A 25,235-nucleotide genomic window follows, 5' to 3' on the forward strand; every position below is an offset into this window, starting at 1 on the left:
GGCGCGATCGGCGTGGCGCCCGCCACATCTGGCCGCGATGCTGGAGCATGCTGGGGTTCTCCGCATCGACCAGGAGTGTGAGCATGTCCAGCACAGAGACCACAGAGGTGAAGCCCAGAGAGGGCTTCTCATCACGCAGGGTCTTCATCTTCGCCGCGATCGGATCAGCCGTCGGGCTGGGCAACATCTGGCGCTTCCCCTACGTGGCCTACGAAGGGGGCGGCGGCGCCTTCATCATCCCGTACCTGTGCGCGCTGCTCTTCGCAGGCATCCCGCTGCTCTACCTCGACTACGCGATCGGCCACCGCTTCCGCGGGTCGGCCCCCCTCTCCCTTCGCCGGCTGCACCGTGGCGCGGAGTGGCTCGGTTGGTGGCAGGTGCTCATCTGCACCGTCATCGCCGTCTACTACGCCGCGATCCTCGCCTGGGCCGCGAAGTACACGCTGCTGTCCTTCACCAAGGGCTGGGGCGCCGACCCGGAGGCCTACTTCTTCGGTGACTACCTCCAGGCCGCGCCCGAGCCCGGGCCGACCTTCGACTTCGTCCCCGGCATCCTCATCACGATGGTGCTCGTCTGGGTCGTGACGATCGGCGTCCTCGCGCTGGGTGTCCAGACCGGCATCGGCCGCACCGCCGTCATCTTCATCCCCGTGCTCATCCTCGCCTTCATCGTGCTCGTCGCCCAGGCGCTCACGCTCGACGGGGCCATGGACGGGCTCAACGCCTTCTTCACCCCCGACTGGGGCGCGCTGACGCACGGCAGCGTGTGGATCTCGGCCGTCGGGCAGATCTTCTTCAGCCTCTCCGTCGGCTTCGGCATCATGATCACGTACTCCAGCTACGTCGACCGCAAGACCGACATGACCGGCTCCGGCGCGGTCGTCGGCTTCTCCAACTCCGGCTTCGAGCTGCTCGCCGGCATCGGTGTCTTCGCCGCGCTGGGCTTCATGGCGCAGGCCGCGGGCAAGGAGGTCAGCGAGGTCGTCGCCAACGGCATCGGCCTGGCCTTCGTCGCCTTCCCGACGATCATCAACGAGGCGCCCGGTGGCCTCGTCATCGGCGTGCTCTTCTTCGGCGCACTGCTGCTGGCCGGCCTGACCTCGCTCATCTCGATCGTCGAGGTCGTCATCGGCGCCGTCCGCGACAAGGTCGGCATCTCGCGCCGGGCGGCGACCTTCGTCGTCGGTGTGCCGATGGCTGCCGTGAGCATCCTGATGTTCTCGACCACCGGCGGCATCTACGTGCTCGACACGATGGACGCCTTCGTCAACAGCTTCGGCATCATCGCCGTCGCGGCCGTGATGATGCTGGCCGTGACCTACGCCTTCCGCAAGCTCGGTCTGCTGCGCGCCCACCTCGACGCGCGCAGCTCGATCAAGCTCAAGGGCTGGTGGCCGGCCCTCATCGCCGTGGTCATCCCGCTGCTGCTCGTCGTCATGCTGTGGCAGGAGCTCACGGCGAAGCTCGACGCGCCCTACGAGAAGTACCCGGCCGACCTGCTGGGCGTCTTCGGCTGGGGCATGGTCATCGCCCTGCCGATCCTGGCGATCCTGCTCTCGCTGCTGCCGTGGCGGGGCGACGTGTCGCTCGACGACGCACCCGACGTCCTCGTCGACGGGGGTGAAAACCCATGACCACGACGGCCATCATCATGATGATCATCTCGATCCTCGTCATCTGGGGCGGCCTCGTCCTCGCGATCGTCAACCTGCTCAAGCGGGGTGACTCCGCGGTGGACGACATCCGCGAGTTCGAGATCCACCGCGACCTCTGACGAGACCTCCCCACGAGGGAGCGAAGGGGGGCCGGACGACACCACGTCGTCCGACCCCCCTTCGTCATGGCGCGCCCGGGCATGACGAAGGGCCGCCAGCTGGTGCTGGCGGCCCCTCGGAAGAACGCGCCCCCGGCAGGATTCGAACCTGCGGCCCCTGGTACCGGAAACCAGTGCTCTATCCCCTGAGCTACGGAGGCGGGATTGTGCCCGGTGAGGTTAGCACCGGGCAGGCCCGTCCCGAGAATCGACCGGCGCACCGGGCACGGACACCGCGCACCTAGACTGGGCGACCGTGACCCCCGAAGAGCTTTCCGCAGCGATCCGTGCCGCCCTGACCGCCGCCGTCGAGACCGGCGAGCTGAGCGTCGAGGTGCCCGCCGAGATCCGCGTGGAGCGACCCAAGCAGAAGGGCCACGGCGACTGGACGAGCAACCTGTCCATGCAGCTGGCCAAGCCCGCCGGCATGAAGCCCCGCGACGTCGCTGCGGTCCTCGCCGAGCGGCTGCGCGCCCACCCCGGCATCGCCGACCTCGAGATCGCCGGGCCGGGGTTCATCAACATCACCCTCGACGCGGCGTCCGCGGGGGAGCTCGCCCGCAGCATCGTCGAGGCCGGCGCGGTCTACGGGCACAACGAGGCCATGGCCGGGCACACGATCAACATCGAGTTCATCTCCGCCAACCCCACCGGCCCGCTGCACATCGGCCACACCCGCTGGGCCGCGCTCGGTGACGCGATGCGCCGGCTCCTCGCGGCCTCCGGGGCCGACGTCACCGCCGAGTACTACATCAACGACGCGGGCGCGCAGATGGACAACTTCGGCGCCTCGATCGTCGCCCGGGCGAAGGGGGAGCCCACCCCCGAGGGCGGGTACCCGGGTCCCTACGTCGACGACCTGGCGGCGACCGCCCTTCGTGCTCGTCCCGACCTGCTGCAGCTGCCCGCCGACGAGCAGCTGGCCACCGCCCGCCGGCTCGGCTACGAGGCCCAGCTCGCCGACATCCGCTCGACCCTCGAGGACTTCGGCGTGCACTTCGACGTCTGGTTCTCCGAGCAGACCCTGCACGAAGGGGGAGCGGTCGAGTCCGCGATCGCGCGGCTGCGCGAGCAGGGGCACGTCGACGACCGGGACGGCGCCGTGTGGCTGCGCACGACCGACTTCGGCGACGACAAGGACCGCGTGCTCATCCGGGCCGACGGGGTGCCGACCTACTTCGCCGCCGACGCCGCGTACTACCTGAGCAAGAAGGACCGCGGGTTCCCCGAGAAGATCTACCTGCTCGGCGCCGACCACCACGGCTACGTCAGCCGGCTCAAGGCGATCGCCGCCTGCGCCGGCGACGACCCGGCGACCAACATCGAGATCCGCATCGGCCAGCTGGTCAACCTGGGTGGGGCCAAGCTGTCCAAGCGCGCCGGCAACATCATCGAGCTGCGCGACCTCGTCTCGTGGATCGGCACCGACGCGGTGCGCTACTCGCTCGCCCGGTACCCCGCGGACTCGCCGCTCAGCCTGGACGGCGAGGAGCTGCGCAAGCAGACCAACGACAACCCGGTCTTCTACGTGCAGTACGCCCACGCCCGCACCTCCAACGTCGCCCGCCTCGCGGCCGAGGACGGCGTCGACCGCCTGGCCGGCTTCGACCCGAGCCTGCTGTCCGACCCGACCGAGGCGACGCTGCTCGCGGCGCTCGGCGACTTCCCGCGGGTCGTCGCGCACGCCGCCGAGCTGCGCGAGCCGCACCGGGTCGCGCGCTACCTCGAGGACCTCGCCGGCCACTTCCACAAGTGGTACGACACCTGCCGCGTGCGCCCGCGCTCGGACGAGGAGATCACGGACACCCACCGCACCCGCCTGTGGCTCAACGACGCGACCCGCCAGGTGCTCGCCAACGGCCTCGACCTGCTCGGCGTCTCCGCGCCCGAGCGGATGTGAGGTCGGCATGGCGACCAACATGAGGGCCCACGAGGCCGGCATCCTCCATGCCGAGGGCTACGGCGCGGCACCGCAGTGGCTGCCCTTCCCGCAGGACGTCATGGAGCTGCTCCCGCAGCTGTGGCCGGTCAACATCGGGCGCGACGGCAGCGGTGTGCTCACCGTCGCGGGCGTGCCCGTGACCGACCTCGCCCGGGACTTCGGCACCGCGGCGTACGTCGTCGACGAGGACGACTTCCGGGCGCGGGCCCGGGCCTTCCGCGACGACTTCACCGCCCCCTTCGAGGCCGTGGCCGGCGCGGACGTCTACTACGCCGGCAAGGCCTTCCTGTGCTCCGCGGTCGCCCGCTGGGTCATGGACGAGGGCCTGAACCTCGACACCTGCAGCGGCGGCGAGCTCGCCGTGGCGCAGCGCGTCGGCTTCCCGCCCGAGCGGATCGCGCTGCACGGCAACAACAAGAGCGTCGCCGAGCTGCGCCGCGCGCTCGAGTACGGCGTCGGTCGCATCGTCGTCGACTCCTTCGAGGAGATCGACCGGGTCGCGGCGCTCGCCGCCGAGCTCGGTGTCGTCGCCCCGGTCATGGTGCGCGTCACCGTCGGCGTCGAGGCGCACACCCACGAGTTCATCGCCACCGCCCACGAGGACCAGAAGTTCGGCTTCTCCCTCGCCGGCGGCCAGGCCCGGGCCGCGATCGACGCGATCGTGGCGAAGGGGGAGCACCTGCGCCTCCTCGGCCTGCACAGTCACATCGGCAGCCAGATCTTCGACGTCTCCGGCTTCGAGATCGCCGCCCGCCGCCTCGTCGCCCTGCACACCGAGGTCGCCGACGAGCACGGCATCGCGATGCCGGAGATGGACCTCGGCGGCGGCTACGGCATCGCCTACACGTCCGAGCACGAGCCCCTCACGCCCGGGCAGCTCGGCACCCAGATGGCCGAGCTCGTCGACCGCGAGCTCAAGGAGTTCCGCGACGGCCACCCCGACGCGGCGCTGCCCCGCATCTCCATCGAGCCCGGCCGCGCGATCGCCGGCCCGAGCGCCTTCACGCTCTACGAGGTCGGCACCGTCAAGGACGTCGAGCTCGGCCACGGCGCCGTGCGCTCCTACGTGAGCGTCGACGGCGGCATGAGCGACAACGTGCGCACGGCCCTCTACGGCGCCGACTACTCGTGCACGCTTGCCGGACGCTCCTCGAGCGCGCCGCCGCGGCTCGTGCGCGTCGTCGGCCGGCACTGCGAGAGCGGCGACATCGTGGTCATGGACGAGTACCTCCCGGCCGACATCGTCCCCGGCGACCTCATCGCCGTGCCCGGCACCGGCGCGTACTGCCGCAGCCTGTCCAACCAGTACAACCACACCCCGCGTCCACCGGTCCTCGCCGTGCGCGAGGGGCAGGCGCGGGTCATCGTGCGTCGCGAGACGATCGATGACCTGCTCGCCCTCGACGTCGACGAGCCCAGTCCGTCCCAGGAGGTCCGATGACCACCGCGCCCGCCCCCCTTCGTGTCGCTCTCCTCGGTGGAGGCGTCGTCGGCGGCGCCGTCGCCCGCCAGCTGGCGCTGCAGGCCGACGACCTGGCCCACCGGGTCGGCCGGCCGCTCGAGCTCGTCGGCATCGCGGTGCGCCGCCCCGGCCGCGACCGCTCCGAGCTCGGCGTCGACCCGGCGCTCTTCACGACCGACGCCGAGGAGCTGGTGACCCGCGCCGACATCGTCGTCGAGGTCATCGGCGGCATCGAGCCGGCCCGCAGCCTGATCCTGTCGGCCATGGAGCACGGCGCGTCCGTCGTCACGGCCAACAAGTCCCTGCTCGCCGAGGACGGCCCGACGCTCTACGCCGCGGCGGCCGAGCACGGCGTCGACCTGTACTACGAGGCGGCCGTCGCCGGCGCGATCCCGATCCTGCGGCCGATCCGCGACTCGCTCGCGGGCGACTCCATCCGCCGCGTCATCGGCATCGTCAACGGCACGACCAACTTCGTCCTCGACGCGATGGACACCAGCGGCGCCGGGTTCACCGAGACGGTCGAGCGCGCCCAGGCGCTCGGCTACGCCGAGGCCGACCCCACGGCCGACGTCGAGGGCTTCGACGCGGCCGCCAAGGCCGCGATCCTGTCCTCGCTCGCCTTCCACACACGGGTCTCCAGCGCAGACGTGCACCGCGAGGGCATCACCGAGGTGAGCGCCCGCGACATCGCCGCTGCGCGCGAGATGGGCTGCGTCGTCAAGCTGCTCGCGATCTGCGAGCGGGTCGACGGCCCGGACGGACCGGGCATCTCGGCCCGCGTCCACCCCGCGCTCATCCCGCTCTCGCACCCGCTCGCCTCGGTGCGCGAGGCGTACAACGCCGTCTTCGTCGAGGCGGAGGGTGCCGGTGACCTGATGTTCTACGGCCAGGGCGCCGGTGGCGACCCGACCGCCAGCGCGGTCCTCGGCGACATCGTCGCCGTCGCCCGCACGCGGGTCCTCGGCGGTCGCGGGCCGGGGGAGAGCGCCTACGCGGAGCTGCCCGTCCTGCCCATCGGCCAGGCGATCACGCGCTACCACGTGAGCCTCGAGGTCGCCGACAAGCCGGGCGTGCTCGCCGCCGTGGCCACCGTCTTCGCCCGCCAGGGCGTGTCCATCGAGACCGTCCGCCAGCAGGTCGTCGCCGACGACCAGGACGTATCGCGGGCGATGCTCATCATCGTCACGCACGCGGCGACCGACGCCGCGCTCTCCGCGACCGTCGACGAGCTCGCCGGGCTCGACACGGTCAACGAGGTCACCTCCGTCATGCGTGTTGAAGGGAACTGATCCATGGCAGCCCACCAGTGGCGCGGCGTCATCACCGAGTACGCAGACCGGCTCCCCATGCTGGCCGGGGCCCCGGTCATCACCCTGCGCGAAGGGGGGACCCCCCTCATCCCCGCCGAGCACCTCAGCGAACTCGTCGGCGCGCAGGTGCACGTGAAGTACGAGGGCCTGAACCCGACCGGCTCCTTCAAGGACCGCGGGATGACGGCCGCGATGACGATGGCGGCGGGCAAGGGCGCCAAGGCGGTCATCTGCGCCTCGACCGGCAACACCTCTGCCTCGGCCGCGGCCTACGCCACCAAGGCCGGGATGACCTGCGCCGTCCTCGTCCCCGAGGGCAAGATCGCGATGGGCAAGCTCTCGCAGGCCATCGCCCACGGCGCGACCCTGCTGCAGGTCGACGGCAACTTCGACCACTGCCTCGACGTCGCCCGCAAGCTCGCCGAGGCCTACCCGGTCGAGCTGGTCAACTCGGTCAACCCGGCCCGGATCGAGGGGCAGAAGACCGCCTCCTTCGAGATCGTCGACGCCCTGGGCGATGCCCCGGACATCCACTGCCTGCCGGTCGGCAACGCCGGCAACATCACCGCGTACTGGCGCGGCTACCGCGAGTACGCGAGCGAGACCGAAGGGGTGTCCGGCCTGCTCGCGCCCGTCGCGACGCGTCTGCCGCAGATGTGGGGCTTCCAGGCCGCCGGCTCCGCGCCGATCGTCCTCGGTCACCCGGTCGACGAGCCCGACACGATCGCCACCGCGATCCGCATCGGCAACCCGGCCTCGTGGCAGCAGGCCGTGGAGGCCCGCGACGACTCCGGCGGCCGCATCGAGGCGGTCACCGACGAGGAGATCCTGGCGGCGCACCGTCTCCTGTCCTCGCGCGAGGGGATCTTCGTCGAGCCGGCCTCCGCGGCGTCCGTCGCCGGCCTGCTCAAGGCCTCGGCCGCCGGCCTCGTCCCGGCCGACGCGACGATCGTCTGCACGGTGACCGGCCACGGCCTGAAGGACCCGCAGTGGGCGCTGAAGAACGCCGACGGCAGCGACATCGCCCCGGTCAGCGTGCCGGCGGAGGCCTACGCGATCGCCAGCGAGCTCGGTCTGCAGGGCTGAGGGTGACGATCGCTCCGGGGACCGCGGTCAGCCTCAGGGTGCCCGCGTCCAGCGCCAACCTCGGACCGGGCTTCGACTGCGTCGGCATGGCGCTCGGCGTCTGGGACGAGTGCACCGTCACCGTCACGCAGGAGCCCGGGCTCGTCGTCGAGGTCGCCGGGTCGGGGTCCGAGTCGGTCCCACGCGACGAGAGCCACCTCGTCGTGCGCACGCTCATCACCGCGTGGCAGCACCTCGACGTGCCGGTCCCGACCGGGCTGCGGCTGAGCGCGACCAACACCGTGCCGCACGGTCGCGGGCTCGGCTCGTCGGCGACCGCGATCGTCACCGGCGTCGCCGCGGCGCACGCGCTCGCGGTCCGCGGGGGCGCCCTCGCGGGGGAGGAGATCGACCTCGAGGTCGTCAACACCATCGCCGCCGCGCTCGAGGGCCACCCGGACAACAGCTCCGCCAGCGTCTACGGCGGTGCGACCCTCTCCGTGACCACCGCGGGCTCGCCGATGCCGCGGACCCGGACCGTCCCCCTTCGCCTGCACGAGGACATCGTCCCCGTCGTGCTCGTGCCGGACGCGACGCTTAGCACGCACACGGCCCGCTCGGTCCTGCCCGAGGTCGTGCCGCTCGGCACCGCCGCGGCCAACTCGGCGCGCACGGGCCTGCTCGTGCACGCGCTCACCGCCGCACCCGAGCTGCTCGTCGAGGCGACGACCGACCTGCTCCACCAAGAGGCGCGGCGCCCGAGCTACCCGACGAGCATGGCGCTCGTCGACACGCTGCGCGGCGCCGGGTACGCCGCGACGATCTCCGGCGCCGGCCCCTCCGTCCTCGTCCTCACCACCCACGAGCGGGTCGACGGGGTGGCCCCGCTCGTCCCCGCCGGCTGGCAGGTCCTCACGCCCGGCGTCCCCACCGAGGGCGTCCACCTCGTCTGACGCGCGGCGCGATGCGGCTGCAGGCAGGTGCAGTGATACATTGGCCATGCTCCTTCGAGGTCCGGTGCATCGACGAACCAGTCGAGTCGCACAGGAGGGCCCGGAGCTCCCCCCACGTGAGTGCCCTCGGCCTCCGGGCCCGGCACACAGCCGTGGGGATCTCACCACACATCCCGCTCTTGACGGGACTCATCAGGCCCGCCCTGTGCGGCTGGCCCTACGAGGGAAAGGGTCCTTCGTGACCGACACCACCACCGGCGCCAGCGCCGAGACCGCTGAGCAGCCCCGCCGCTCCGGCGCTCTCAGCGCGATGCGCCTCGCCCAGCTCCAGCAGCTCGCCTCGAGCATGGGGATCACCGGCACCGCCAAGATGCGCAAGAGCGACCTGCTCGCGGCCATCCGCGAGCGGCAGTCCGGCTCGTCCGCCCCGGCGCGTACGTCTGCCCCGGCCGGCGACGCCCCGCGCGCCGACAGGGCTCCCGCCGAGACGGCGCGTGCCGCTGAGGTGCCCGTCGACACGGCCCCGGCGACCCAGGCGTCGGCCGCCCAGGCGCCTGCCGTCGAGGCCCCGGCCACCACGGCGCCTGCCGAGGCCCCGAGCGCCCGGCAGACCGACTCCGGGCAGCAGGAGGGCGAGCGCGAGCAGGCCGACCGCGGCCGCGAGCGCTCCGCCGACCGCGACCGCGGTGGCAACGACCGCCAGCAGGGTGAGCGCACCGACCGCCAGCAGGGTGGCAACCGCGACCGCAACCAGGGCGGCAACGACCGCCAGCAGGGTGGCAACCGCGACCGTCAGCAGGGCGGCAACCGCGACCGCAACCAGGGCGGCAACGACCGCCAGCAGGGCGGCAACGACCAGGGCGGCAACCGCGACCGCAACCAGGGCGACCGCAACCAGGACGACCGCAACCAGCAGGGTCGCCACGACCAGGGTGGCGACGACGAGCGCGGCGGCCGTCGCAGCCGCAACCGCAACCGCAACCGCAACCGGGACAAGCGTCGCGGCGGCGGCCAGCAGTTCGACGAGACCGAGCCGCAGATCTCCGAGGACGACGTGCTCGTCCCCGTCGCGGGCATCCTCGACGTCCTCGACAACTACGCCTTCGTGCGCACCTCGGGGTACCTGCCCGGCCCGGGCGACGTCTACGTACCGCTCGGCATGGTCAAGCGCAACGGCCTGCGCAAGGGGGACGCCGTCACCGGTCAGGTCAAGGCGACCCGCGAGGGCGAGGAGCTGCAGCAGCCGACCGTCGGCACCAAGGGCAACCGCGGGAAGTACAACCCGCTGGCCAAGCTCGAGACGATCAACGGGATGACGCCCGAGGACGCGAAGCGTCGGGTGGAGTTCGGCAAGCTCACGCCGCTGTACCCACAGGAGCGGCTGCGCCTGGAGACCGAGTCCAACATCCTCACCACCCGGATGATCGACCTCGTCGCCCCCATCGGCAAGGGCCAGCGCGGCCTCATCGTCGCCCCGGCCAAGGCCGGCAAGACGATGGTCATGCAGTCGCTCGCCAACGCCATCACGACCAACAACCCGGAGTGCCACCTCATGGTCGTCCTCGTGGACGAGCGTCCCGAGGAGGTCACCGACATGCAGCGCGCGGTCAAGGGTGAGGTCATCGCCTCCACCTTCGACCGCCCGGCCGACGACCACACGACGGTCGCCGAGCTCGCGATCGAGCGCGCCAAGCGCCTCGTCGAGATGGGCCACGACGTCGTCGTGCTCCTCGACTCGATCACCAAGCTGGGTCGCGCCTACAACCTCGCCGCCCCGGCGAGCGGGCGCATCATGTCCGGTGGTGTCGACTCCGCGGCGCTCTACCCGCCGAAGAAGTTCTTCGGTGCCGCCCGCAACATCGAGAACGGCGGCTCGCTGACGATCCTGGCGACCGCACTCGTCGAGACCGGCTCGCGCATGGACGAGGTGATCTTCGAGGAGTTCAAGGGCACGGGCAACATGGAGCTCAAGCTCGACCGTGGCCTGGCGAACCGGCGCATCTTCCCGGCCGTCGACGTCAACGGCTCCGGCACCCGGCGTGAGGAGATCCTCCTCGCGCCCGAGGAGCTGCGGATCATGTGGAAGCTGCGTCGGGTCCTCGCGGCCCTCGACACCCAGCAGGGTGTCGAGCTGCTCCTGGACCGGCTGCGCAAGACCAAGACGAACTACGAGTTCCTCTCCCAGGTCGCGGCGACCAGCTCCATCAAGCTCGGCGACGAGGACGAGACCGCCTGACGGTCAACGCGATTCGTCGACCCGGCCGGCGTCCCTGAGGGGCGCCGGCCGAGTCGTGCCGCCACCACGCAGAGCCCCTAGGATGACGACCACCATGCCTCTCGACCTCTCCGACCCCGTGCTGCGTGCGGCCCTGTGGCTCACCGTGGGACCGGTCGTCCTCGGCCTCGTCGTGTGGATCCTGCGACGGATCGCGACCCGCTGGGTGCGCCGTCGTGCCCGGCGGGACGGCCGCTGAGCCTCAGTCCTCTGTCGCGGCCGGCCGCTCGACCCGTCGACGCATCTCGGGGAAGGGCGAGGGCTCGAAGCCGAAGTTCTCGTAGATGTCCCGCCCCGCCTCGGTGGCGTTGAGCGTGATGACCTCGACGTCGGTCTCCTCCTCGAACCACTCGAGCAGCGCCCCGAGGACGGCGTGGGTGAAGCCCAGCCGACGGTGGCGGGGGAAGGTCGCGATGTTGGTGACCAGGCCCCCTGCGCCGGCGCGGGTCGGCGAGGGCATGAGGTCGAGGACCTGGCCGATGGCGCACGAGACGACCGTGCCGTTGGCCTCGGTGACGACGACGTGGGTGCTCCCGTCGGCGAGGCGACGCTGTAGCCAGCGGGAGGAGTCCTGCTGCCACCGGATGTCGGACACCTCCTCGGTGGAGGTGCCCATGGCCTCGAACATCAGGGCCCGCAGCGCCACGATCGTCGCGATGTCCCCGACGACCGCCGGGCGGATCACCGAGCCCTCGACGGGGCCGGGGGTGGACCCCCTTCGTCGATCGCGTGCGGGGCGACGGGGCAGGCGGGGGCGGGGTGGAGCCATGGGCCCATCCTGCCAGCGCGGCGACGGGCTGCCAGCGGGAACATCCGCGCCCACCCCCGTGTTTTGACCACCGTGCCACCACTGCGGCACAATTCATGGTTGGTCCGGTTCACGGCACGCGGCACAGAGCCCGCAGCTGTTCGGCCCCGAGCAGGGGCGCAGCGTCGACCCGGATGACATCGACCCGAGGAGCACCACGTGAAGAAGGACATCCACCCCACCTACGAGATGACGACCGTCTCGTGCACCTGCGGCAACACCTTCACCACCCGCAGCACCAAGGGCGACGGCCAGATCCGCGCCGAGGTCTGCAGCCAGTGCCACCCGTTCTACACGGGCAAGCAGAAGATCATGGACACCGGTGGTCGCGTGGCCCGCTTCCAGAAGCGCTACGGCCAGAAGGCTCCGGCCAACTGACCCGCACGATGCGCCGGCCAACCCTCGGGGGTGGCCGGCGCATTCGTGTCCCCACCTGCTGTCCCACCCGTGACCCGCCAGGAGGCACCGTGCTCGAGTCCGTCGAGGCACTGATCGCCGAGCACGCCGAGCTCGAGCGCTCGCTCGCCGACCCCGCGGTCATCGGTGACCCCGACCGGCTGCGCACCGTCAACCGCCGCTACGCGGAGCTCACGCCGGTCGTGACCGCTCAGCACGAGCTCGACCTGGCGACCGGGGACCTCGAGGCGGCGCGCGAGCTGGCCGCCGAGGACGCGGCCTTCGCCGTGGAGGTCCCGGCCCTGGAGGAGACGGTCACCGCCCTCGAGGACCGGCTGCGCCGGCTGCTCGTCCCCCGCGACCCCGACGACGACCGCGACGTGATCCTCGAGATCAAGGCGGGCGAAGGGGGAGAGGAGTCGGCCCTCTTCGCCGGCGACCTGCTGCGCATGTACCTGCGGCACGCGGAGAAGCGCGGGTGGAAGACCCAGATCCTCGACTCCACCGACTCCGACCTCGGTGGGTACAAGGACGTGCGCGTCGCGATCAGTGCCAAGGGCGCGGTCGAGCCGGGCAGCGCCCCGTGGGCCCGCCTCAAGTACGAAGGGGGAGTCCACCGCGTCCAGCGCGTCCCCGTCACCGAGAGCCAGGGCCGCATCCACACGTCCGCGGCGGGCGTGTGGGTCATGCCGGAGGTCGAGGAGGCGACCGACACGGACCTCCTGCACCCCAACGACCTGAAGATCGACGTCTACCGCAGCTCCGGCCCGGGCGGCCAGTCGGTCAACACGACCGACTCGGCCGTGCGGATCACCCACCTGCCGACCGGCACGGTCGTCAGCTGCCAGAACGAGAAGTCCCAGCTGCAGAACAAGGAGTCGGCGATGCGCGTCCTGCGCGCCCGGCTGCACCAGATGGCGATGGACGAGGCGGCCGCCGAGGCCAAGGAGGCGCGCGCCTCGCAGGTGCGCACCGTCGACCGGTCCGAGCGGATCCGCACGTACAACTTCCCGGAGAACCGGATCAGCGACCACCGGACCGGCTTCAAGGCCAACCGTCTCGACGCCGTCCTCGACGGCGACCTCGACGCCGTCGTCGACTCCGCCGTGCAGGCCGACGAGGACGCGCAGCTGGCGGCCCTCGCGGGGGACGGGGAGTGACGCTGCGCGGTGAGGTGGACCTGGCGGTCGCCTCGCTGGCGGAGGCGGGTGTCCCCTCGCCGCGCACCGACGCCCTGCTCCTCGCCGCCCACGCCCTCGGCTGCGACCGGGGTGAGGTGGAGCGCCGCCTGCTCATGGGGTGGGAGCCGGACGAGGGCTTCCTCCAGCGCTTCGGCGGCCTCGTCGAGGAGCGCGCCACCCGGCTGCCGCTGCAGCACCTCACCGGCACCGCCCCCTTCCGCCGCCTGGAGCTGCACGTCGGGCCGGGCGTCTTCGTCCCGCGACCCGAGACCGAGCAGGCCGTCGACCACGTGCTCGCGGCGCTCGTCGGGCTCGACGCCCCTCTCGTCGTCGACCTGTGCACCGGCTCGGGCGCGCTCGCGCTGGCCGTCGCCGACGAGGCGCCGACCGCGTCGGTGACCGCCGTCGAGGTGAGCGACCTCGCGCTGGCCTGGGCCGCGCGCAACATCGAGTCGACCGGCCTGCCGGTGGAGCTCGTCGCCGCCGATGCCACAGCCGACCCGGTCGGCGTCCCCAGGCTCGCGGACGTCGTCGGTCGGGTCGACGTGGTCGTGAGCAACCCTCCGTACATCCCGACGGGCATGGTGCCGCTCGAGCCGGAGGTCGCCGAGCACGACCCCGACATCGCGCTCTACGGGGGCAGCGAGGACGGTCTCGCGATCCCGCTGGCGGTCGCTGCCGCCGCTGCGCGGCTGCTGCGCCCCGGCGGGCTGCTCGTCATGGAGCACGCGGACAGCCAGGGGCGGTCGCTGCCGCGTGCGCTCGCGGCCACCGGTGCCTGGCTCGACGCGGTCGACCACGCCGACCTCGCCGGTCGGCCGCGCACGACGACGGCCCGGCGGGCCTGAGCGCCCCGGGCACGACGACGGGGCCCGGCCGGTCGGCCGAGCCCCGTCGTGTCCCGAGGGCTGTCAGAGGATGTAGATGAGCAGGGCGATGATCAGCAGCACGCCGACGATCGTCCAGATGAGACTGGATCCACGCATGTGTTCCTCCTTGTCGTGACGGGGTACATCAGGCGCCAACATACCCAGCCCGTGGCCCGGACATGCGTGAACGGGCGGGAGCAGTGTCCGGCCGCGTCATAGGGTGGACCCATGAGTCCTGTCGTCGATGCCACCACCGCCGACCGCGAAGGGAGCATCGCCACCTGCGTCGATGCCGTCCGCCGGGGCGAGGTCGTCGTCATCCCCACCGACACGGTCTACGGGATCGGGGCGGACGCGTTCGACCCGGCGGCCGTCGCGAGCGTCCTCGCGGCGAAGGGGAGGGGCCGGGACATGCCGCCGCCCGTCCTCGTGCCCGACGTGCGCACGCTCGACGGGCTCGCCCGCGCCGTGCCCGAGTGGGCCCGCCGGCTCGTCGACGAGCTGTGGCCCGGACCGCTGACCCTCGTCCTGTGGGCGCAGCCCTCCCTCCACTGGGACCTCGGCGAGACCGCCGGCACCGTCGCGCTGCGCATGCCGCACGACGAGATCGCCCTCGAGGTGCTGCGCGAGACCGGCCCCCTGGCCGTGACGAGCGCCAACCGCACCGGAGAGCCCGCCGCGACGACCGTCACCGAGGCCGCCGTCCAGCTTGGCCCCGCCGTGAGCGTCTACCTCGACGGCGGACCGCGGGCCACCCAGCAGGCCTCGACGATCATCGACTGCACCGGCGAGCACCCCGTCGTGCTGCGCGACGGCGCGGTGGACCGGGCCCGCCTCGAGGCGCTCCTCGGGCCCGGCTTCGACACGCCGGACGTCGCCGACCCGACCGGCCCGACCGATCCGCCGGAGTGGGAGGATCTCCCTTCGGACGCCACGTCCATCCCCGGACCCAGCACAGACACACCCCACACGGAGGCCCCGCGATGACCGACGACACCTTCTACGGCTCTGACTTCGGCGCCCTGAGCGCCTTCGACCCGGAGATCGCCGCCGTGCTCACCGGCGAGCTCGACCGCATCCGCGGTGGTCTGCAGCTCATCGCCAGCGAGAACATCTCCTCGCCCGAGGTGCTCACCCCGCTCGGCTCGACGCTGAGCAACAAGTACGCCGAGGGCTATCCCGGGCGTCGGTACTACGGCGGGTGCTCCGAGGTCGACAAGGCGGAGAACCTCGCGATCGAGCGCGCCAAGAGCCTCCTCGACGCCGAGCACGCCAATGTCCAGGCGCACTCCGGGGCCAGCGCCAACCAGGCCGTCTACGGCGCCTTCCTGCAGCCGGGGGAAAAGATCCTCGCGATGTCGCTGCCGCACGGTGGCCACCTCACCCACGGCACCAAGGTCTCCTTCTCCGGCAAGTGGTTCGACGCCGTCCACTACGGGGTCCACCCCGAGACCGAGGACGTCGACTACGACGAGATGGAGCGCCTGGCCAAGGAGCACCGCCCCAAGGTCATCTGCTCCGGCGGGTCCGCGATCCCGCGCCTGATCGACTTCGAGCGCATCCGCGCCATCTGCGACGAGGTCGGCGCGATCATGTGGGTCGACGCCGCGCACTTCATCGGCCTCGTCGCCGGCAAGGCGATCCCGAGCCCGGTGCCGTACGCCGACGTCGTCACCTTCACGACGCACAAGGTGCTGCGCGGCCCCCGCTCCGGCGCGCTCGTGTGCAAGGAGGAGCACGCCAAGGCGCTCGACAAGGCGATCTTCCCGATGATGCAGGGCGGGCCGCAGATGCACACGATCGCGGCCAAGGCCGTGAACTTCAAGGAGTGCGCGACCCCCGAGTACCAGCAGTACGCCCGCGACGTCATCGCCAACTCCAAGGTGCTGGCCGAGGAGCTCCTGCAGCGCGGCATCCGCCCGACGACCGGCGGCACGGACACGCACCTCGCGCTGCTCGACCTCCAGGGCGTCGGCGTCACCGGCGTCGACGCCGAGGCCCGCTGCGACGCGGCCGGCATCACGCTCAACAAGAACGCCATCCCCAACGACCCGCAGAAGCCGTCGATCGCCTCGGGCATCCGCGTCGGCACGCCCTGCGTCACGACGCAGGGCATGGGCACCGACGAGATGGTCAAGATCGCGGAGCTCATCCACACCGCCGTGACGACGGGCGACGCGGACCCCGAGCACGAGGTCTCCCGCGAGGTCCGTGCGCAGGTGACCGACCTGGTCACCCGCTTCCCGGCCTACCCTCGCTGATCCGATCCGCGTCGGACGGGACGGAGGCGACGGGTGAGGGAGTACGTCTACGTCTTCCTCGTCGCCCTCGTCACGACGTACCTGCTCGTCCCGCTCATGCGGACCCTGGCGGCCCGCGTCGGGGCCTTCACCGAGGTCCGCGAGCGGGACGTGCACGTCGTGCCGATCCCGAGGCTCGGCGGCGTGGCGATGTTCCTCGGCTACGCCGCCGCGACCCTCGTGGCGTGGCGGATGCCCTTCCTGCGGCAGGTCTTCGAGTCGGGTGAGCTGCTCGGCATCCTCCTGGGCGCCGGTGTCGTCTGCCTCGTCGGCGCGATCGACGACGTGCGCGAGCTCGACGCCCTGACCAAGCTCGGCGGGCAGCTCGTGGCCGCGGCGATCATCGCCTTCTCGGGCGTGCAGTTCTTCTCGCTCCCGCTCGGCGTCGTCACGGTGCTGCCCGCACCGCTGCTCGTGCTCATGACGATCTTCATCGTCATCCTGTGCATCAACGCGGTGAACTTCATCGACGGCCTCGACGGCCTCGCGGCCGGTCTGGTGGCCATTGCCGCGGTGGCCTTCTTCATCTACAGCTACCTGATCTCCGCGAGCTACGCCCCGCCCAATGTCTTCTCCTCGGCGACCTTCGTCTCGGCGGCGCTCGCCGGGGCCTGCCTCGGCTTCCTCCCGCACAACGTCTTCCCCGCGCGCCTGTTCATGGGCGACTCCGGGGCGCTGACGCTCGGGCTGCTCCTCGCGGCCGCGACGATCCTCAACGTCGGGCAGATCGACCCCGCGCAGGTGAGCCGCAACCGTCTGGCCGCGACGATCCTGCCGCTGCTCATCCCGATCTCGATCATGCTGCTGCCGCTGCTCGACGTCGTGTGGGCCGTCGCGCGCCGCACCGCGCGCGGCCAGCGCCCGTGGCACGCGGACAGCCAGCACCTGCACCACCGCATGCTCCAGATCGGTCACGGCCACCGCCGCGCGGTGCTCCTGCTGTGGCTGTGGGCCCTCGTCGTCGCGATGGGCTCGGTGAGCTTCGTCTTCGTGCCGCCGCTGCTCGCCGCAGCCGGGGGAGTGGTCATGCTCGCCGTCGCAGCCGGCCTGACGGCGTGGCTCCCGAAGTTCTCCGCGCCGGGCCACCGGCCCAAGGAGTTCGACAGCCGCGGACGGCGTCTGGACGCCTGAGCAGCCGGTCGATTGTCGGCATCCGGGGCGCTTGTGTAAACTTTCACAAGCGCCCACGGACCGTTCGGTCCGACCCGTCGAGCACCTCGTGCTCCCGTCCCGAAGTGAGCCGATGCCGACGACTCCCCGCAGCCCCGTGCAGGGCATGCGTCGTGGTGTCCTCGTCTCCGGAGTCGTCGGGACCGCGCTGACCGTGCTCGTCGCCGCCATCGCGAAGGGGGTCGACGGCGCCCTGAGCGCGCTCGCCGGATCGCTCCTCGCCTTCTTCGTCGTCCTCACGGGGTTGCTGGCGATCACGCTCATCGTCGCCGGTGACGTGGGCACCTCCACGGCCGGGGCCGGGGTCGTCTACCTCGGGCAGCTGATCATCCTCGTCGCCGCGATCGCCGTGCTGCGCGAGATGCCCTGGCTCGACGGGCGCACCGCCGCACTCTCGGCCGTCGCCGCGACCGTCGTCCTCCAGGTCGGCGTCGTCGCGGGCTACGTCCGCGGCCGCCACCTGATCCACCCGTCCGGAGCCGGCGCATGAGCGCGCTCGCCCGACGGCCGAAGGGGGAGACCCCCCGACTCGTGACCAAGGCGCTCCCGAGCGTCGAGGAGTCCGCGGCCCAGACCGCGCGCTACCGGCATGACCCGACCGCGCCCCATCCCGTCGCAGCGTCGGACGCGATGGCGGCGACGGTGCTCGCACACCTGATCACCGGGCCCATCCTGTACGGCGCCATCGGCTGGCTGCTCGACCGATGGCTGGGGACCTCGTTCCTCGTCGTCATCGGAGTCCTCGGCGGCATGGCCCTGTCCCTGTACGTGATCTGGCTCCGGTACGGTACGTCCCAGGCACCCCACCCCGACAGCGTCACGACGTCGCTTGATGGTGCCCAGCCACACAACGAGGAGAACCAGTGATCCTGACTGCGCCCGCGCTGCCTGCTGCCGGTGGAGGAGAGGGCTTCGAGTCCCCCACGCCGGAGATCTTCTGGCAGCCGCTCTTCGAGGTCGGCGGCATCGTCGTCACCAACCAGATGGCGTGGGCCGCCATCGTCACCGCGGTCGTCTCGATCGTCCTGGTCGTGCTGAGCCGCAAGGCCGCGGTCGTCCCGAGCAAGGGCCAGTGGCTCCTCGAGGGCTTCTACAACTTCCCGCGCAACAGCGTGGCCCGCGACATGATCGGGACCAAGGAGTTCCGCCGGTTCGTGCCGCTCATCGTCACCCTCTTCACGATGGTGCTCTTCTACAACCTGATGGGCATCTTCCCCTTCGCGATGAACCCGGTCACGGGCAAGATCGGGTTCCCGATCGCCCTCGTCGCCGTCGTCTACGTGGTCTACCACTGGATCGGCTTCCAGAAGATGGGCTTCATCGGGTACTTCAAGCACATGATCCCGCCGGGCCTGCCGGGCTGGATCGTGCCGGTCGTCTTCCTGCTCGAGCTGATCACCTACTTCGTCACCCGCCCGCTGACGCTGGCCCTGCGACTCTTCGGCAACATGTTCGCCGGCCACATGGTGATCTTCCTGTTCGTCTCGGCCGGTGCCTACTTCCTGCTCGACGGCGGGGCCCTGCTGAAGCTGCTCTCCCTGCCGACCTTCCTCATGGCCGGCGTCATGGTCCTCTTCGAGGCCCTGGTCCAGTTCCTCCAGGCCTTCGTCTTCGTCCTGCTGACCTCCAGCTACATCGCAGGCGCCCTGGCCGACGACCACTGAGTCGGCCGCACGCACGTACAACTGAACATCGACCCAGCACTTCCTCAGGACACAAGTCCCGGGGTCTCACGAAACACACGAAAGAGGAATCATCGTGGAAGGCAACCTTTCGCTCGTTGGCTACGGCCTGTCCGCCATCGGCCCGGCCATCGCCGTCGGTCTGATCTTCGCCGCCTACATCAACGGTGTGGCTCGCCAGCCCGAGGCCCGTGGCCTCCTGCAGCCGATCGCGATCCTCGGCTTCGCCCTCGCCGAGGCCCTCGCCATCTTCGGTCTGGTGCTCTTCTTCCTCTGAGCCTGCCGGCAACGGCCATCCGTCATCGGCACCAGTAACTAGGAGTACCCGTGCACATCACCGCAACCGCCTCGTCGGTCGTGGGTCTCGCCGCGGCCACGGGAGAGAGCATGCCGCTCATCCCGCACATCCCGGAGCTCGTCTTCGGTCTCGTCATGTTCGCGATCCTCTACTTCGTCGTCGCGAAGTACGTCGTGCCGAACATCGAGAAGGCCTACGCCGAGCGCCACGCCGCGATCGAGGGTGGCATCGCCCAGGCCGAGAACGCCCAGGCCGAGGCCGAGGCCGCCAAGGCCCAGTACGAGGCCCAGCTCGCCGAGGCCCGTGCCGAGGCCGCCAAGATCCGCGAGGACGCCCGCGCCGAGGGCGCGGCCATCGTCGCGGAGATGCGTGGCCAGGCGCAGGAGGAAGCCACCCGGATCACGGACTCGGCGCACAAGCAGATCGAGGCGGAGCGTCAGCAGGCGGCTGTCTCGCTGCGCGGTGAGGTGGGTCGTCTCTCGACCGACCTGGCCGGTCGCATCGTCGGCCAGGAGCTCCAGGACTCCTCGAGCCGTCAGGGCCTCATCGACCGGTTCCTCGCGGAGCTGGAGTCGGGTCAGGTCCAGCCGGAGAAGGTCGGCTCGTCGGGGCGTGACGCCTGATGCGAGGCTCTTCCCGCGCCGCCGTCCTCGAAGGACGCGCGTCCTTCGAGACGGCGCTGACGTCCGGGGACCCGGCCGTCATGGCGGACGAGCTCTTCGCCGTGGCGGAGCTGCTCGACGGCACCCCGACCCTGCGTCGCGGCGCCGCCGACCCCTCCCGCGAGGGCAAGGACAAGTCCGACCTCATCACCCGGCTGCTCCACGGCAAGGTGTCCAACGAGACCGTGGCGGTCGCCTCGGTGCTCGTCGGGCAGCGCTGGGCGCAGGAGCGCGACCTCACCGACACCATCGAGCGGTTCGCCGTCGAGTCCCTCCTCAAGGGGGCCGAGGACGGCGGGGCGATCGACCAGGTCGAGGACGAGCTCTTCCGCTTCGAGCGCGTCGTGGCCGGCAACCCCGAGCTGCGCGACGCCCTGGCCAACCGTCTGGGTGACCCCGCCGGCAAGGCCGAGCTCGTCGGTGGCCTGCTGCAGGGCAAGGCGCGACCCGAGACGATCCGGCTGGCCCGACAGTCGGTGCTCGCACCGCGCGGTCGTCGCTTCGACCGGGCGATCGAGAGCTACCTCGATGTGGCCGCCGACCGTCGGCAGCAGCTGACCGCCGTCGTCACCACCGCCGTCGACCTCACGGACGAGCAGCGCACCCGCCTCGCGGGCGCCCTGCAGCAGATCTACAGCAAGCCCGTGCTGCTGCAGGTCGTCCTCGACGAGGAGGTCATCGGCGGGATCCGCGTCCAGATCGGCGACGAGGTCGTCGACGGGACCGTCCTGCGACGCCTCGACGAGGCCAAGCGCCACCTGGCCGGCTGAGCCGTGCTCACCCACTTCATGCAGACCACCCACTCGGCCGTCACCGCGGCCGGCAACGAGGAGAAGACATCATGACGGAGCTTTCGATCCGTCCGGAGGAGATCCGGGACGCCCTGGATGGCTACGTCCGGTCGTACAACCCGGGCGCGGCCTCCCGCGAAGAGGTCGGTCGCGTGACCGACGCCGGTGACGGCATCGCGCACGTCGAGGGACTCCCTTCGGCCATGACCAACGAGCTGCTGGAGTTCGAGGACGGCACCCTCGGCCTCGCGCTCAACCTCGACGTCCACGAGATCGGTGTCGTCGTCCTCGGCGACTTCTCCAAGATCGAGGAGGGGCAGGAGGTCAAGCGCACCGGCGAGGTCCTCTCCGTCCCCGTGGGTGACAACTTCCTCGGCCGCGTCGTCAACCCGCTCGGCCAGCCGATCGACGGCCTGGGCGACATCGAGACCACCGAGCGCCGCGCGCTCGAGCTGCAGGCCCCGAGCGTCGTCGACCGCAAGTCGGTCCACGAGCCGCTCCAGACCGGCCTGAAGTCGGTCGACGCCATGACCCCGATCGGCCGTGGCCAGCGTCAGCTGATCATCGGTGACCGCCAGACCGGCAAGACCACGGTCGCGGTCGACACGATCATCAACCAGAAGCAGTTCTGGGAGACCGGCGACCCGCAGAAGCAGGTCCGCTGCATCTACGTCGCCATCGGCCAGAAGGGCTCGACGATCGCGTCCGTCAAGGGCACGCTCGAGGAGGCCGGCGCCATGGAGTACACGACGATCGTCGCGGCTCCCGCCTCCGACGCCGCGGGCTTCAAGTACCTCGCCCCCTTCACCGGCTCGGCCATCGGCCAGCACTGGATGTACCAGGGCAAGCACGTCCTCATCGTCTTCGACGACCTGAGCAAGCAGGCCGAGGCCTACCGCTCGATGTCGCTGCTGCTCCGCCGCCCGCCGGGCCGCGAGGCCTACCCGGGTGACGTCTTCTACCTGCACTCGCGCATGCTCGAGCGCTGCGCCAAGCTCTCCGACGAGCTGGGCGCCGGCTCGATGACCGGTCTGCCGATCATCGAGACCAAGGCCGGTGACGTCTCGGCGTACATCCCGACCAACGTCATCTCGATCACCGACGGCCAGATCTACCTGCAGGCCGACCTGTTCAACTCCGACGTCCGTCCGGCCATCGACGTGGGTGTCTCCGTCTCCCGCGTCGGCTCGGCCGCGCAGACCAAGGCGATGAAGTCGGTCTCCGGTCGACTCAAGCTGGACCTCGCGCAGTACCGCTCGCTCGAGGCCTTCGCGATGTTCGCCTCGGACCTGGACCCGGCGTCCAAGCAGCAGCTGGCGCGAGGTGCTCGCCTCGTCGAGGTCCTGAAGCAGAAGCAGGCCGACCCGTACCCCGTCCCGGAGCAGGTCGTCGCGATCTGGGCCGGCACGACCGGTGAGCTCGACCCGATCGCCGTCGAGGACGTCAAGCGCTTCGAGGCCGAGTTCCTCGACCACCTGCGTCGCAACAAGCAGGACCTGCTCGACGGCATCCAGGAGACCGGCAAGTTCGAGGACTCCACGATCTCGGCGCTCGAGGCCGAGATCGCCTCCTTCCGCGACACCTTCGTCCCCTCCAACCAGGACAACGTCCCGGTCGGCAGCGCGGAGGAGTCCGGTGAGGACGCGCAGGAGTCCGAGCAGGTCCAGATCGTCAAGCAGAAGCGCTGAGCACCACCGGTCGGGCGCCCTCATCGGCGCCCGACCGGGGCAGCACCACCCCACGGCCACCGGCCGTGAGCCGACCACAGACCACAGGAGAGGCGGAAGCACATGGGAGCGCAGATCCGGGAGTACCGGCAGCGCATCCGGTCCGTCAGTGCGACCAAGAAGATCACGCGGGCCATGGAGCTCATGGCGGCCTCGCGTGTCGTCAAGGCCCAGCAGGCCGTGCGTGAGTCCACGCCGTACGCCCGCGCGCTGACGCGCGCGGCCTCGGCCGTCGCCACGTACTCGGACGAGGACCACCCCCTGACCACCGAGCCGGAGGACGTCAAGCGCGCGGCGCTCGTCGTCATCGCGGCCGACCGTGGGCTCGCCGGCGGGTACAACTCGAACGTCCTCAAGGAGGGGGAGCGTGTCGCTGCCGCCCTCCGCGACGAGGGCAAGGAGGTCGTGCCCTACCTCGTCGGTCGTCGGGCCGTCTCCTTCTACTCCTTCCGCAAGCGTGAGTACGCGGCCGAGTGGACGGGCAGCTCCGAGAAGCCGACCTTCGACAACGCCCGCGAGATCGGCGAGCGGCTCGTGGCCGACTTCGTCCGGGACACGCAGGACGGGGGCGTGGACGAGGTGCACATCGTCTTCACCCGCTTCATCTCGATGGTGGCCCAGGAGGCCGAGGTCATCCGGCTGCTGCCGCTCGAGGTCGTCGAGGGCGTCGAGGATCCGGGTGAGGAGTCCGAGCTCTACCCGCTCTACGAGTTCGAGCCGAACCCCGAGGAGCTGCTCGACACGCTGCTGCCGCGCTACGTCAACGCGCGCATCTTCAACTGCCTCCTCCAGGCGGCGGCCTCCGAGCTCGCGGCTCGTCAGCGCGCGATGAAGTCGGCGACCGACAACGCCGAGGAGCTCATCAAGAAGTACACCCGGCTGGCCAACCAGGCCCGCCAGGCCGAGATCACCCAGGAAATCTCCGAGATCGTCGGCGGCGCCAGCGCCCTCGCCGATTCCAAGTGAGAAGGTAGAGAGAACCCATGACTGCCACCGTCACCGAAGAGAACACCACCACTGCAGGCGGGGTCGGGCGCATCTCGCGCGTCATCGGCCCGGTCGTCGATGTCGAGTTCGGCGTCGACACCATGCCTGAGCAGTACAACCTGCTCACCACCGAGGTCACCCTCGACGACAACACCCGCACGCTGAACCTCGAGGTCGCCCAGCACATCGGCGACAACATGGTCCGCGCCATCTCGCTGCAGCCCACCGACGGCCTCGTCCGCGGTGCCGCGGTCCAGGACACCGGTGGCCCGATCACCGTCCCGGTCGGCGACGTCACCCTCGGCAAGGTCTTCAACGCGACCGGTGCCTGCCTCAACCTCGCGGAGGGCGAGACCCTCGACATCACCGAGCGCTGGGGCATCCACCGCCAGGCCCCCGCCTTCGACCAGCTCGAGTCCAAGACCGAGATGTTCGAGACGGGCATCAAGGTCATCGACCTCCTGACGCCCTACGTCCTCGGAGGCAAGATCGGCCTCTTCGGTGGCGCCGGCGTCGGCAAGACCGTGCTCATCCAGGAGATGATCGCGCGTGTGGCCCGCAACCACGGTGGTGTGTCCGTCTTCGCCGGTGTCGGCGAGCGCACCCGTGAGGGCAACGACCTCATGGTCGAGATGGAGGAGGCCGGAGTCCTCGGCCAGACCGCCCTGGTGTTCGGCCAGATGGACGAGCCGCCGGGCACGCGTCTGCGGGTGGCGCTGTCTGCTCTGACGATGGCGGAGTACTTCCGCGACGTGCAGAAGCAGGACGTGCTGCTCTTCATCGACAACATCTTCCGCTTCACCCAGGCCGGCTCCGAGGTCTCCACGCTGCTGGGCCGCATGCCCTCCGCCGTGGGGTACCAGCCGACCCTCGCCGACGAGATGGGCACCCTCCAGGAGCGCATCACCTCCACGCGTGGTCACTCCATCACCTCGATGCAGGCCATCTACGTCCCCGCCGACGACTACACCGACCCGGCCCCGGCGACCACCTTCGCCCACCTCGACGCGACGACCGAGCTCAACCGTGAGATCGCGTCGATGGGCATCTACCCGGCCGTGGACCCGCTCACCTCGACGAGCCGGATCCTCGACCGCCGCTACATCGCGGAGGACCACTACACCACCGCGGTGCGCGTCAAGCAGATCCTCCAGAAGAACAAGGAGCTGCAGGACATCATCGCGATCCTCGGTATCGACGAGCTGTCCGAGGAGGACAAGATCCTCGTCAACCGCGCGCGTCGCATCCAGCGGTTCCTCTCGCAGAACACCTACGTCGCCAAGCAGTTCACCGGCATCGAGGGCTCGACCGTGTCCCTGCCGGACACCATCGAGGCCTTCACCAAGATCTGCGACGGCGAGTACGACCACGTCGCCGAGCAGGCCTTCTTCATGTGCGGTGGCCTCGACGACGTCGAGCGCCAGTGGGCGGAGATCCAGAAGAACCTCTGACCCGACCCACGGTCGACGTGACGGCCGCCCCCCTTCGTCCTGGCGAAGGGGGGCGGCCGTCCGCTGTCCCGGACCCGGTCCGGCACGGGT

The 25,235-nt window shown here is 70.8% G+C and carries 25 protein-coding genes and 1 tRNA gene; 24 read left to right on the plus strand and 2 right to left on the minus strand.

The window, feature by feature from the left end:
- The first annotated feature begins 83 nt into the window (after positions 1-83).
- Complete coding sequence (locus V3C34_RS07130; RefSeq protein ID WP_068325304.1) at positions 84-1,634, plus strand: sodium-dependent transporter; 1,551 nt, start codon at positions 84-86, stop codon at positions 1,632-1,634.
- Positions 1,631-1,774: a methionine/alanine import family NSS transporter small subunit gene (locus V3C34_RS07135; RefSeq protein WP_082807564.1), complete on the plus strand. Its 144-nt coding sequence runs from the start codon at positions 1,631-1,633 to the stop codon at positions 1,772-1,774. Before V3C34_RS07130 ends, V3C34_RS07135 begins: the two co-directional genes overlap by 4 nt.
- A 127-nt stretch (positions 1,775-1,901) precedes the next feature.
- Here V3C34_RS07135 and V3C34_RS07140 read toward each other — a convergent pair.
- Positions 1,902-1,974, minus strand: a tRNA-Arg gene (locus V3C34_RS07140).
- Between the two features lie 95 nt (positions 1,975-2,069).
- Between V3C34_RS07140 and argS the strand changes: the two genes are divergently transcribed.
- From argS to V3C34_RS07175, 7 genes are all read left to right on the plus strand, one after another.
- Positions 2,070-3,713 (plus strand): arginine--tRNA ligase, encoded by a 1,644-nt coding sequence (gene argS, locus V3C34_RS07145; RefSeq protein ID WP_345912384.1) that lies wholly within the window; start codon positions 2,070-2,072, stop codon positions 3,711-3,713.
- 19 nt (positions 3,714-3,732) lie between these two features.
- A complete protein-coding gene (gene lysA / locus V3C34_RS07150) occupies positions 3,733-5,196 on the plus strand; it encodes a diaminopimelate decarboxylase (protein WP_338539271.1) in 1,464 nt (487 codons plus the stop codon).
- Positions 5,193-6,509 (plus strand): homoserine dehydrogenase, encoded by a 1,317-nt coding sequence (locus V3C34_RS07155; protein WP_346008416.1) that lies wholly within the window; start codon positions 5,193-5,195, stop codon positions 6,507-6,509. Before lysA ends, V3C34_RS07155 begins: the two co-directional genes overlap by 4 nt.
- 3 nt (positions 6,510-6,512) lie before the next feature.
- Complete coding sequence (thrC, locus tag V3C34_RS07160) at positions 6,513-7,616, plus strand: threonine synthase (protein ID WP_068422621.1); 1,104 nt, start codon at positions 6,513-6,515, stop codon at positions 7,614-7,616.
- 2 nt (positions 7,617-7,618) lie between these two features.
- The gene (thrB, locus tag V3C34_RS07165) at positions 7,619-8,548 is read left to right on the plus strand and encodes a homoserine kinase (RefSeq protein WP_346008417.1); all 930 of its coding nucleotides are present in this window, start codon (positions 7,619-7,621) and stop codon (positions 8,546-8,548) included.
- Positions 8,549-8,786: 238 nt separating this feature from the next.
- The gene (gene rho / locus V3C34_RS07170) at positions 8,787-10,784 is read left to right on the plus strand and encodes a transcription termination factor Rho (RefSeq protein WP_428832217.1); all 1,998 of its coding nucleotides are present in this window, start codon (positions 8,787-8,789) and stop codon (positions 10,782-10,784) included.
- 94 nt (positions 10,785-10,878) lie between these two features.
- Positions 10,879-11,022, plus strand: a complete 144-nt coding sequence (locus tag V3C34_RS07175) for a hypothetical protein (protein ID WP_338538481.1) — start codon at positions 10,879-10,881, stop codon at positions 11,020-11,022.
- Between the two features lie 3 nt (positions 11,023-11,025).
- Here the strand turns inward: V3C34_RS07175 and V3C34_RS07180 are convergent, their stop codons facing one another.
- Entirely contained in the window at positions 11,026-11,592 is a 567-nt protein-coding gene (locus tag V3C34_RS07180; protein ID WP_346008418.1) for a GNAT family N-acetyltransferase, read from the minus strand.
- 198 nt (positions 11,593-11,790) lie between these two features.
- Between V3C34_RS07180 and rpmE the strand changes: the two genes are divergently transcribed.
- The 15 genes from rpmE to atpD all read left to right on the plus strand — a co-directional run bounded on the left by rpmE (position 11,791) and on the right by atpD (position 25,145).
- On the plus strand, positions 11,791-12,009 hold the full coding sequence (rpmE, locus tag V3C34_RS07185) for a 50S ribosomal protein L31 (protein ID WP_068325290.1): 219 nt from the start codon (positions 11,791-11,793) through the stop codon (positions 12,007-12,009).
- An 89-nt stretch (positions 12,010-12,098) separates the two neighbouring features.
- Complete coding sequence (gene prfA / locus V3C34_RS07190) at positions 12,099-13,187, plus strand: peptide chain release factor 1 (RefSeq protein ID WP_068325288.1); 1,089 nt, start codon at positions 12,099-12,101, stop codon at positions 13,185-13,187.
- Positions 13,184-14,056, plus strand: a complete 873-nt coding sequence (gene prmC, locus V3C34_RS07195; RefSeq protein WP_346008419.1) for a peptide chain release factor N(5)-glutamine methyltransferase — start codon at positions 13,184-13,186, stop codon at positions 14,054-14,056. The genes prfA and prmC overlap by 4 nt, the downstream gene beginning before the upstream one ends.
- A 249-nt stretch (positions 14,057-14,305) precedes the next feature.
- A complete protein-coding gene (locus tag V3C34_RS07200) occupies positions 14,306-15,064 on the plus strand; it encodes an L-threonylcarbamoyladenylate synthase (RefSeq protein ID WP_346008420.1) in 759 nt (252 codons plus the stop codon).
- Entirely contained in the window at positions 15,061-16,338 is a 1,278-nt protein-coding gene (glyA, locus tag V3C34_RS07205) for a serine hydroxymethyltransferase (RefSeq protein WP_068325282.1), read from the plus strand. The genes V3C34_RS07200 and glyA overlap by 4 nt, the downstream gene beginning before the upstream one ends.
- A 33-nt stretch (positions 16,339-16,371) precedes the next feature.
- Positions 16,372-17,508: an MraY family glycosyltransferase gene (locus V3C34_RS07210; RefSeq protein ID WP_338538478.1), complete on the plus strand. Its 1,137-nt coding sequence runs from the start codon at positions 16,372-16,374 to the stop codon at positions 17,506-17,508.
- A 112-nt stretch (positions 17,509-17,620) separates the two neighbouring features.
- Entirely contained in the window at positions 17,621-18,037 is a 417-nt protein-coding gene (locus V3C34_RS07215; RefSeq protein ID WP_170307492.1) for a hypothetical protein, read from the plus strand.
- Positions 18,034-18,414, plus strand: a complete 381-nt coding sequence (locus tag V3C34_RS07220) for an AtpZ/AtpI family protein (protein WP_068325276.1) — start codon at positions 18,034-18,036, stop codon at positions 18,412-18,414. The genes V3C34_RS07215 and V3C34_RS07220 overlap by 4 nt, the downstream gene beginning before the upstream one ends.
- On the plus strand, positions 18,411-19,211 hold the full coding sequence (gene atpB / locus V3C34_RS07225; protein ID WP_068325274.1) for a F0F1 ATP synthase subunit A: 801 nt from the start codon (positions 18,411-18,413) through the stop codon (positions 19,209-19,211). Before V3C34_RS07220 ends, atpB begins: the two co-directional genes overlap by 4 nt.
- A gap of 94 nt (positions 19,212-19,305) precedes the next feature.
- Positions 19,306-19,506, plus strand: a complete 201-nt coding sequence (locus tag V3C34_RS07230; protein ID WP_068325273.1) for an ATP synthase F0 subunit C — start codon at positions 19,306-19,308, stop codon at positions 19,504-19,506.
- 50 nt (positions 19,507-19,556) lie between these two features.
- Positions 19,557-20,150: a F0F1 ATP synthase subunit B gene (locus V3C34_RS07235; RefSeq protein ID WP_082817055.1), complete on the plus strand. Its 594-nt coding sequence runs from the start codon at positions 19,557-19,559 to the stop codon at positions 20,148-20,150.
- Positions 20,150-20,959 (plus strand): F0F1 ATP synthase subunit delta, encoded by an 810-nt coding sequence (locus V3C34_RS07240; RefSeq protein WP_338538477.1) that lies wholly within the window; start codon positions 20,150-20,152, stop codon positions 20,957-20,959. The genes V3C34_RS07235 and V3C34_RS07240 overlap by 1 nt, the downstream gene beginning before the upstream one ends.
- Before the next feature lie 71 nt (positions 20,960-21,030).
- Complete coding sequence (gene atpA, locus V3C34_RS07245) at positions 21,031-22,668, plus strand: F0F1 ATP synthase subunit alpha (protein ID WP_346008421.1); 1,638 nt, start codon at positions 21,031-21,033, stop codon at positions 22,666-22,668.
- 102 nt (positions 22,669-22,770) lie between these two features.
- Positions 22,771-23,673, plus strand: coding sequence for a F0F1 ATP synthase subunit gamma (locus tag V3C34_RS07250; RefSeq protein WP_068422586.1), 903 nt, complete (start codon positions 22,771-22,773; stop codon positions 23,671-23,673).
- A gap of 17 nt (positions 23,674-23,690) precedes the next feature.
- Positions 23,691-25,145 (plus strand): F0F1 ATP synthase subunit beta, encoded by a 1,455-nt coding sequence (atpD, locus tag V3C34_RS07255; RefSeq protein WP_068422583.1) that lies wholly within the window; start codon positions 23,691-23,693, stop codon positions 25,143-25,145.
- Positions 25,146-25,235: the final 90 nt, after the last annotated feature.

Source organism: Janibacter terrae (assembly GCF_039636765.1).
GTDB classification, from domain to species: Bacteria; Actinomycetota; Actinomycetes; order Actinomycetales; family Dermatophilaceae; genus Janibacter; species Janibacter terrae.

Excerpts from the sequence above, each read along its gene's own strand:
- atpD (WP_068422583.1), top strand. The coding sequence starts at position 23,691 with ATGACTGCCACCGTCACCGAAGAGAACACCACCACTGCAGGCGGGGTC.
- glyA (WP_068325282.1), top strand. The coding sequence starts at position 15,061 with ATGACCGACGACACCTTCTACGGCTCTGACTTCGGCGCCCTGAGCGCC.
- atpA (WP_346008421.1), top strand. The coding sequence starts at position 21,031 with ATGACGGAGCTTTCGATCCGTCCGGAGGAGATCCGGGACGCCCTGGAT.
- V3C34_RS07180 (WP_346008418.1), bottom strand. The coding sequence starts at position 11,592 with ATGGCTCCACCCCGCCCCCGCCTGCCCCGTCGCCCCGCACGCGATCGA.
- thrC (WP_068422621.1), top strand. The coding sequence starts at position 6,513 with ATGGCAGCCCACCAGTGGCGCGGCGTCATCACCGAGTACGCAGACCGG.
- V3C34_RS07240 (WP_338538477.1), top strand. The coding sequence starts at position 20,150 with ATGCGAGGCTCTTCCCGCGCCGCCGTCCTCGAAGGACGCGCGTCCTTC.
- V3C34_RS07130 (WP_068325304.1), top strand. The coding sequence starts at position 84 with ATGTCCAGCACAGAGACCACAGAGGTGAAGCCCAGAGAGGGCTTCTCA.
- V3C34_RS07155 (WP_346008416.1), top strand. The coding sequence starts at position 5,193 with ATGACCACCGCGCCCGCCCCCCTTCGTGTCGCTCTCCTCGGTGGAGGC.
- V3C34_RS07175 (WP_338538481.1), top strand. The coding sequence starts at position 10,879 with ATGCCTCTCGACCTCTCCGACCCCGTGCTGCGTGCGGCCCTGTGGCTC.
- V3C34_RS07135 (WP_082807564.1), top strand. The coding sequence starts at position 1,631 with ATGACCACGACGGCCATCATCATGATGATCATCTCGATCCTCGTCATC.
- V3C34_RS07200 (WP_346008420.1), top strand. The coding sequence starts at position 14,306 with ATGAGTCCTGTCGTCGATGCCACCACCGCCGACCGCGAAGGGAGCATC.
- V3C34_RS07220 (WP_068325276.1), top strand. The coding sequence starts at position 18,034 with ATGAGCGCGCTCGCCCGACGGCCGAAGGGGGAGACCCCCCGACTCGTG.
- V3C34_RS07250 (WP_068422586.1), top strand. The coding sequence starts at position 22,771 with ATGGGAGCGCAGATCCGGGAGTACCGGCAGCGCATCCGGTCCGTCAGT.
- V3C34_RS07215 (WP_170307492.1), top strand. The coding sequence starts at position 17,621 with ATGCCGACGACTCCCCGCAGCCCCGTGCAGGGCATGCGTCGTGGTGTC.
- lysA (WP_338539271.1), top strand. The coding sequence starts at position 3,733 with ATGAGGGCCCACGAGGCCGGCATCCTCCATGCCGAGGGCTACGGCGCG.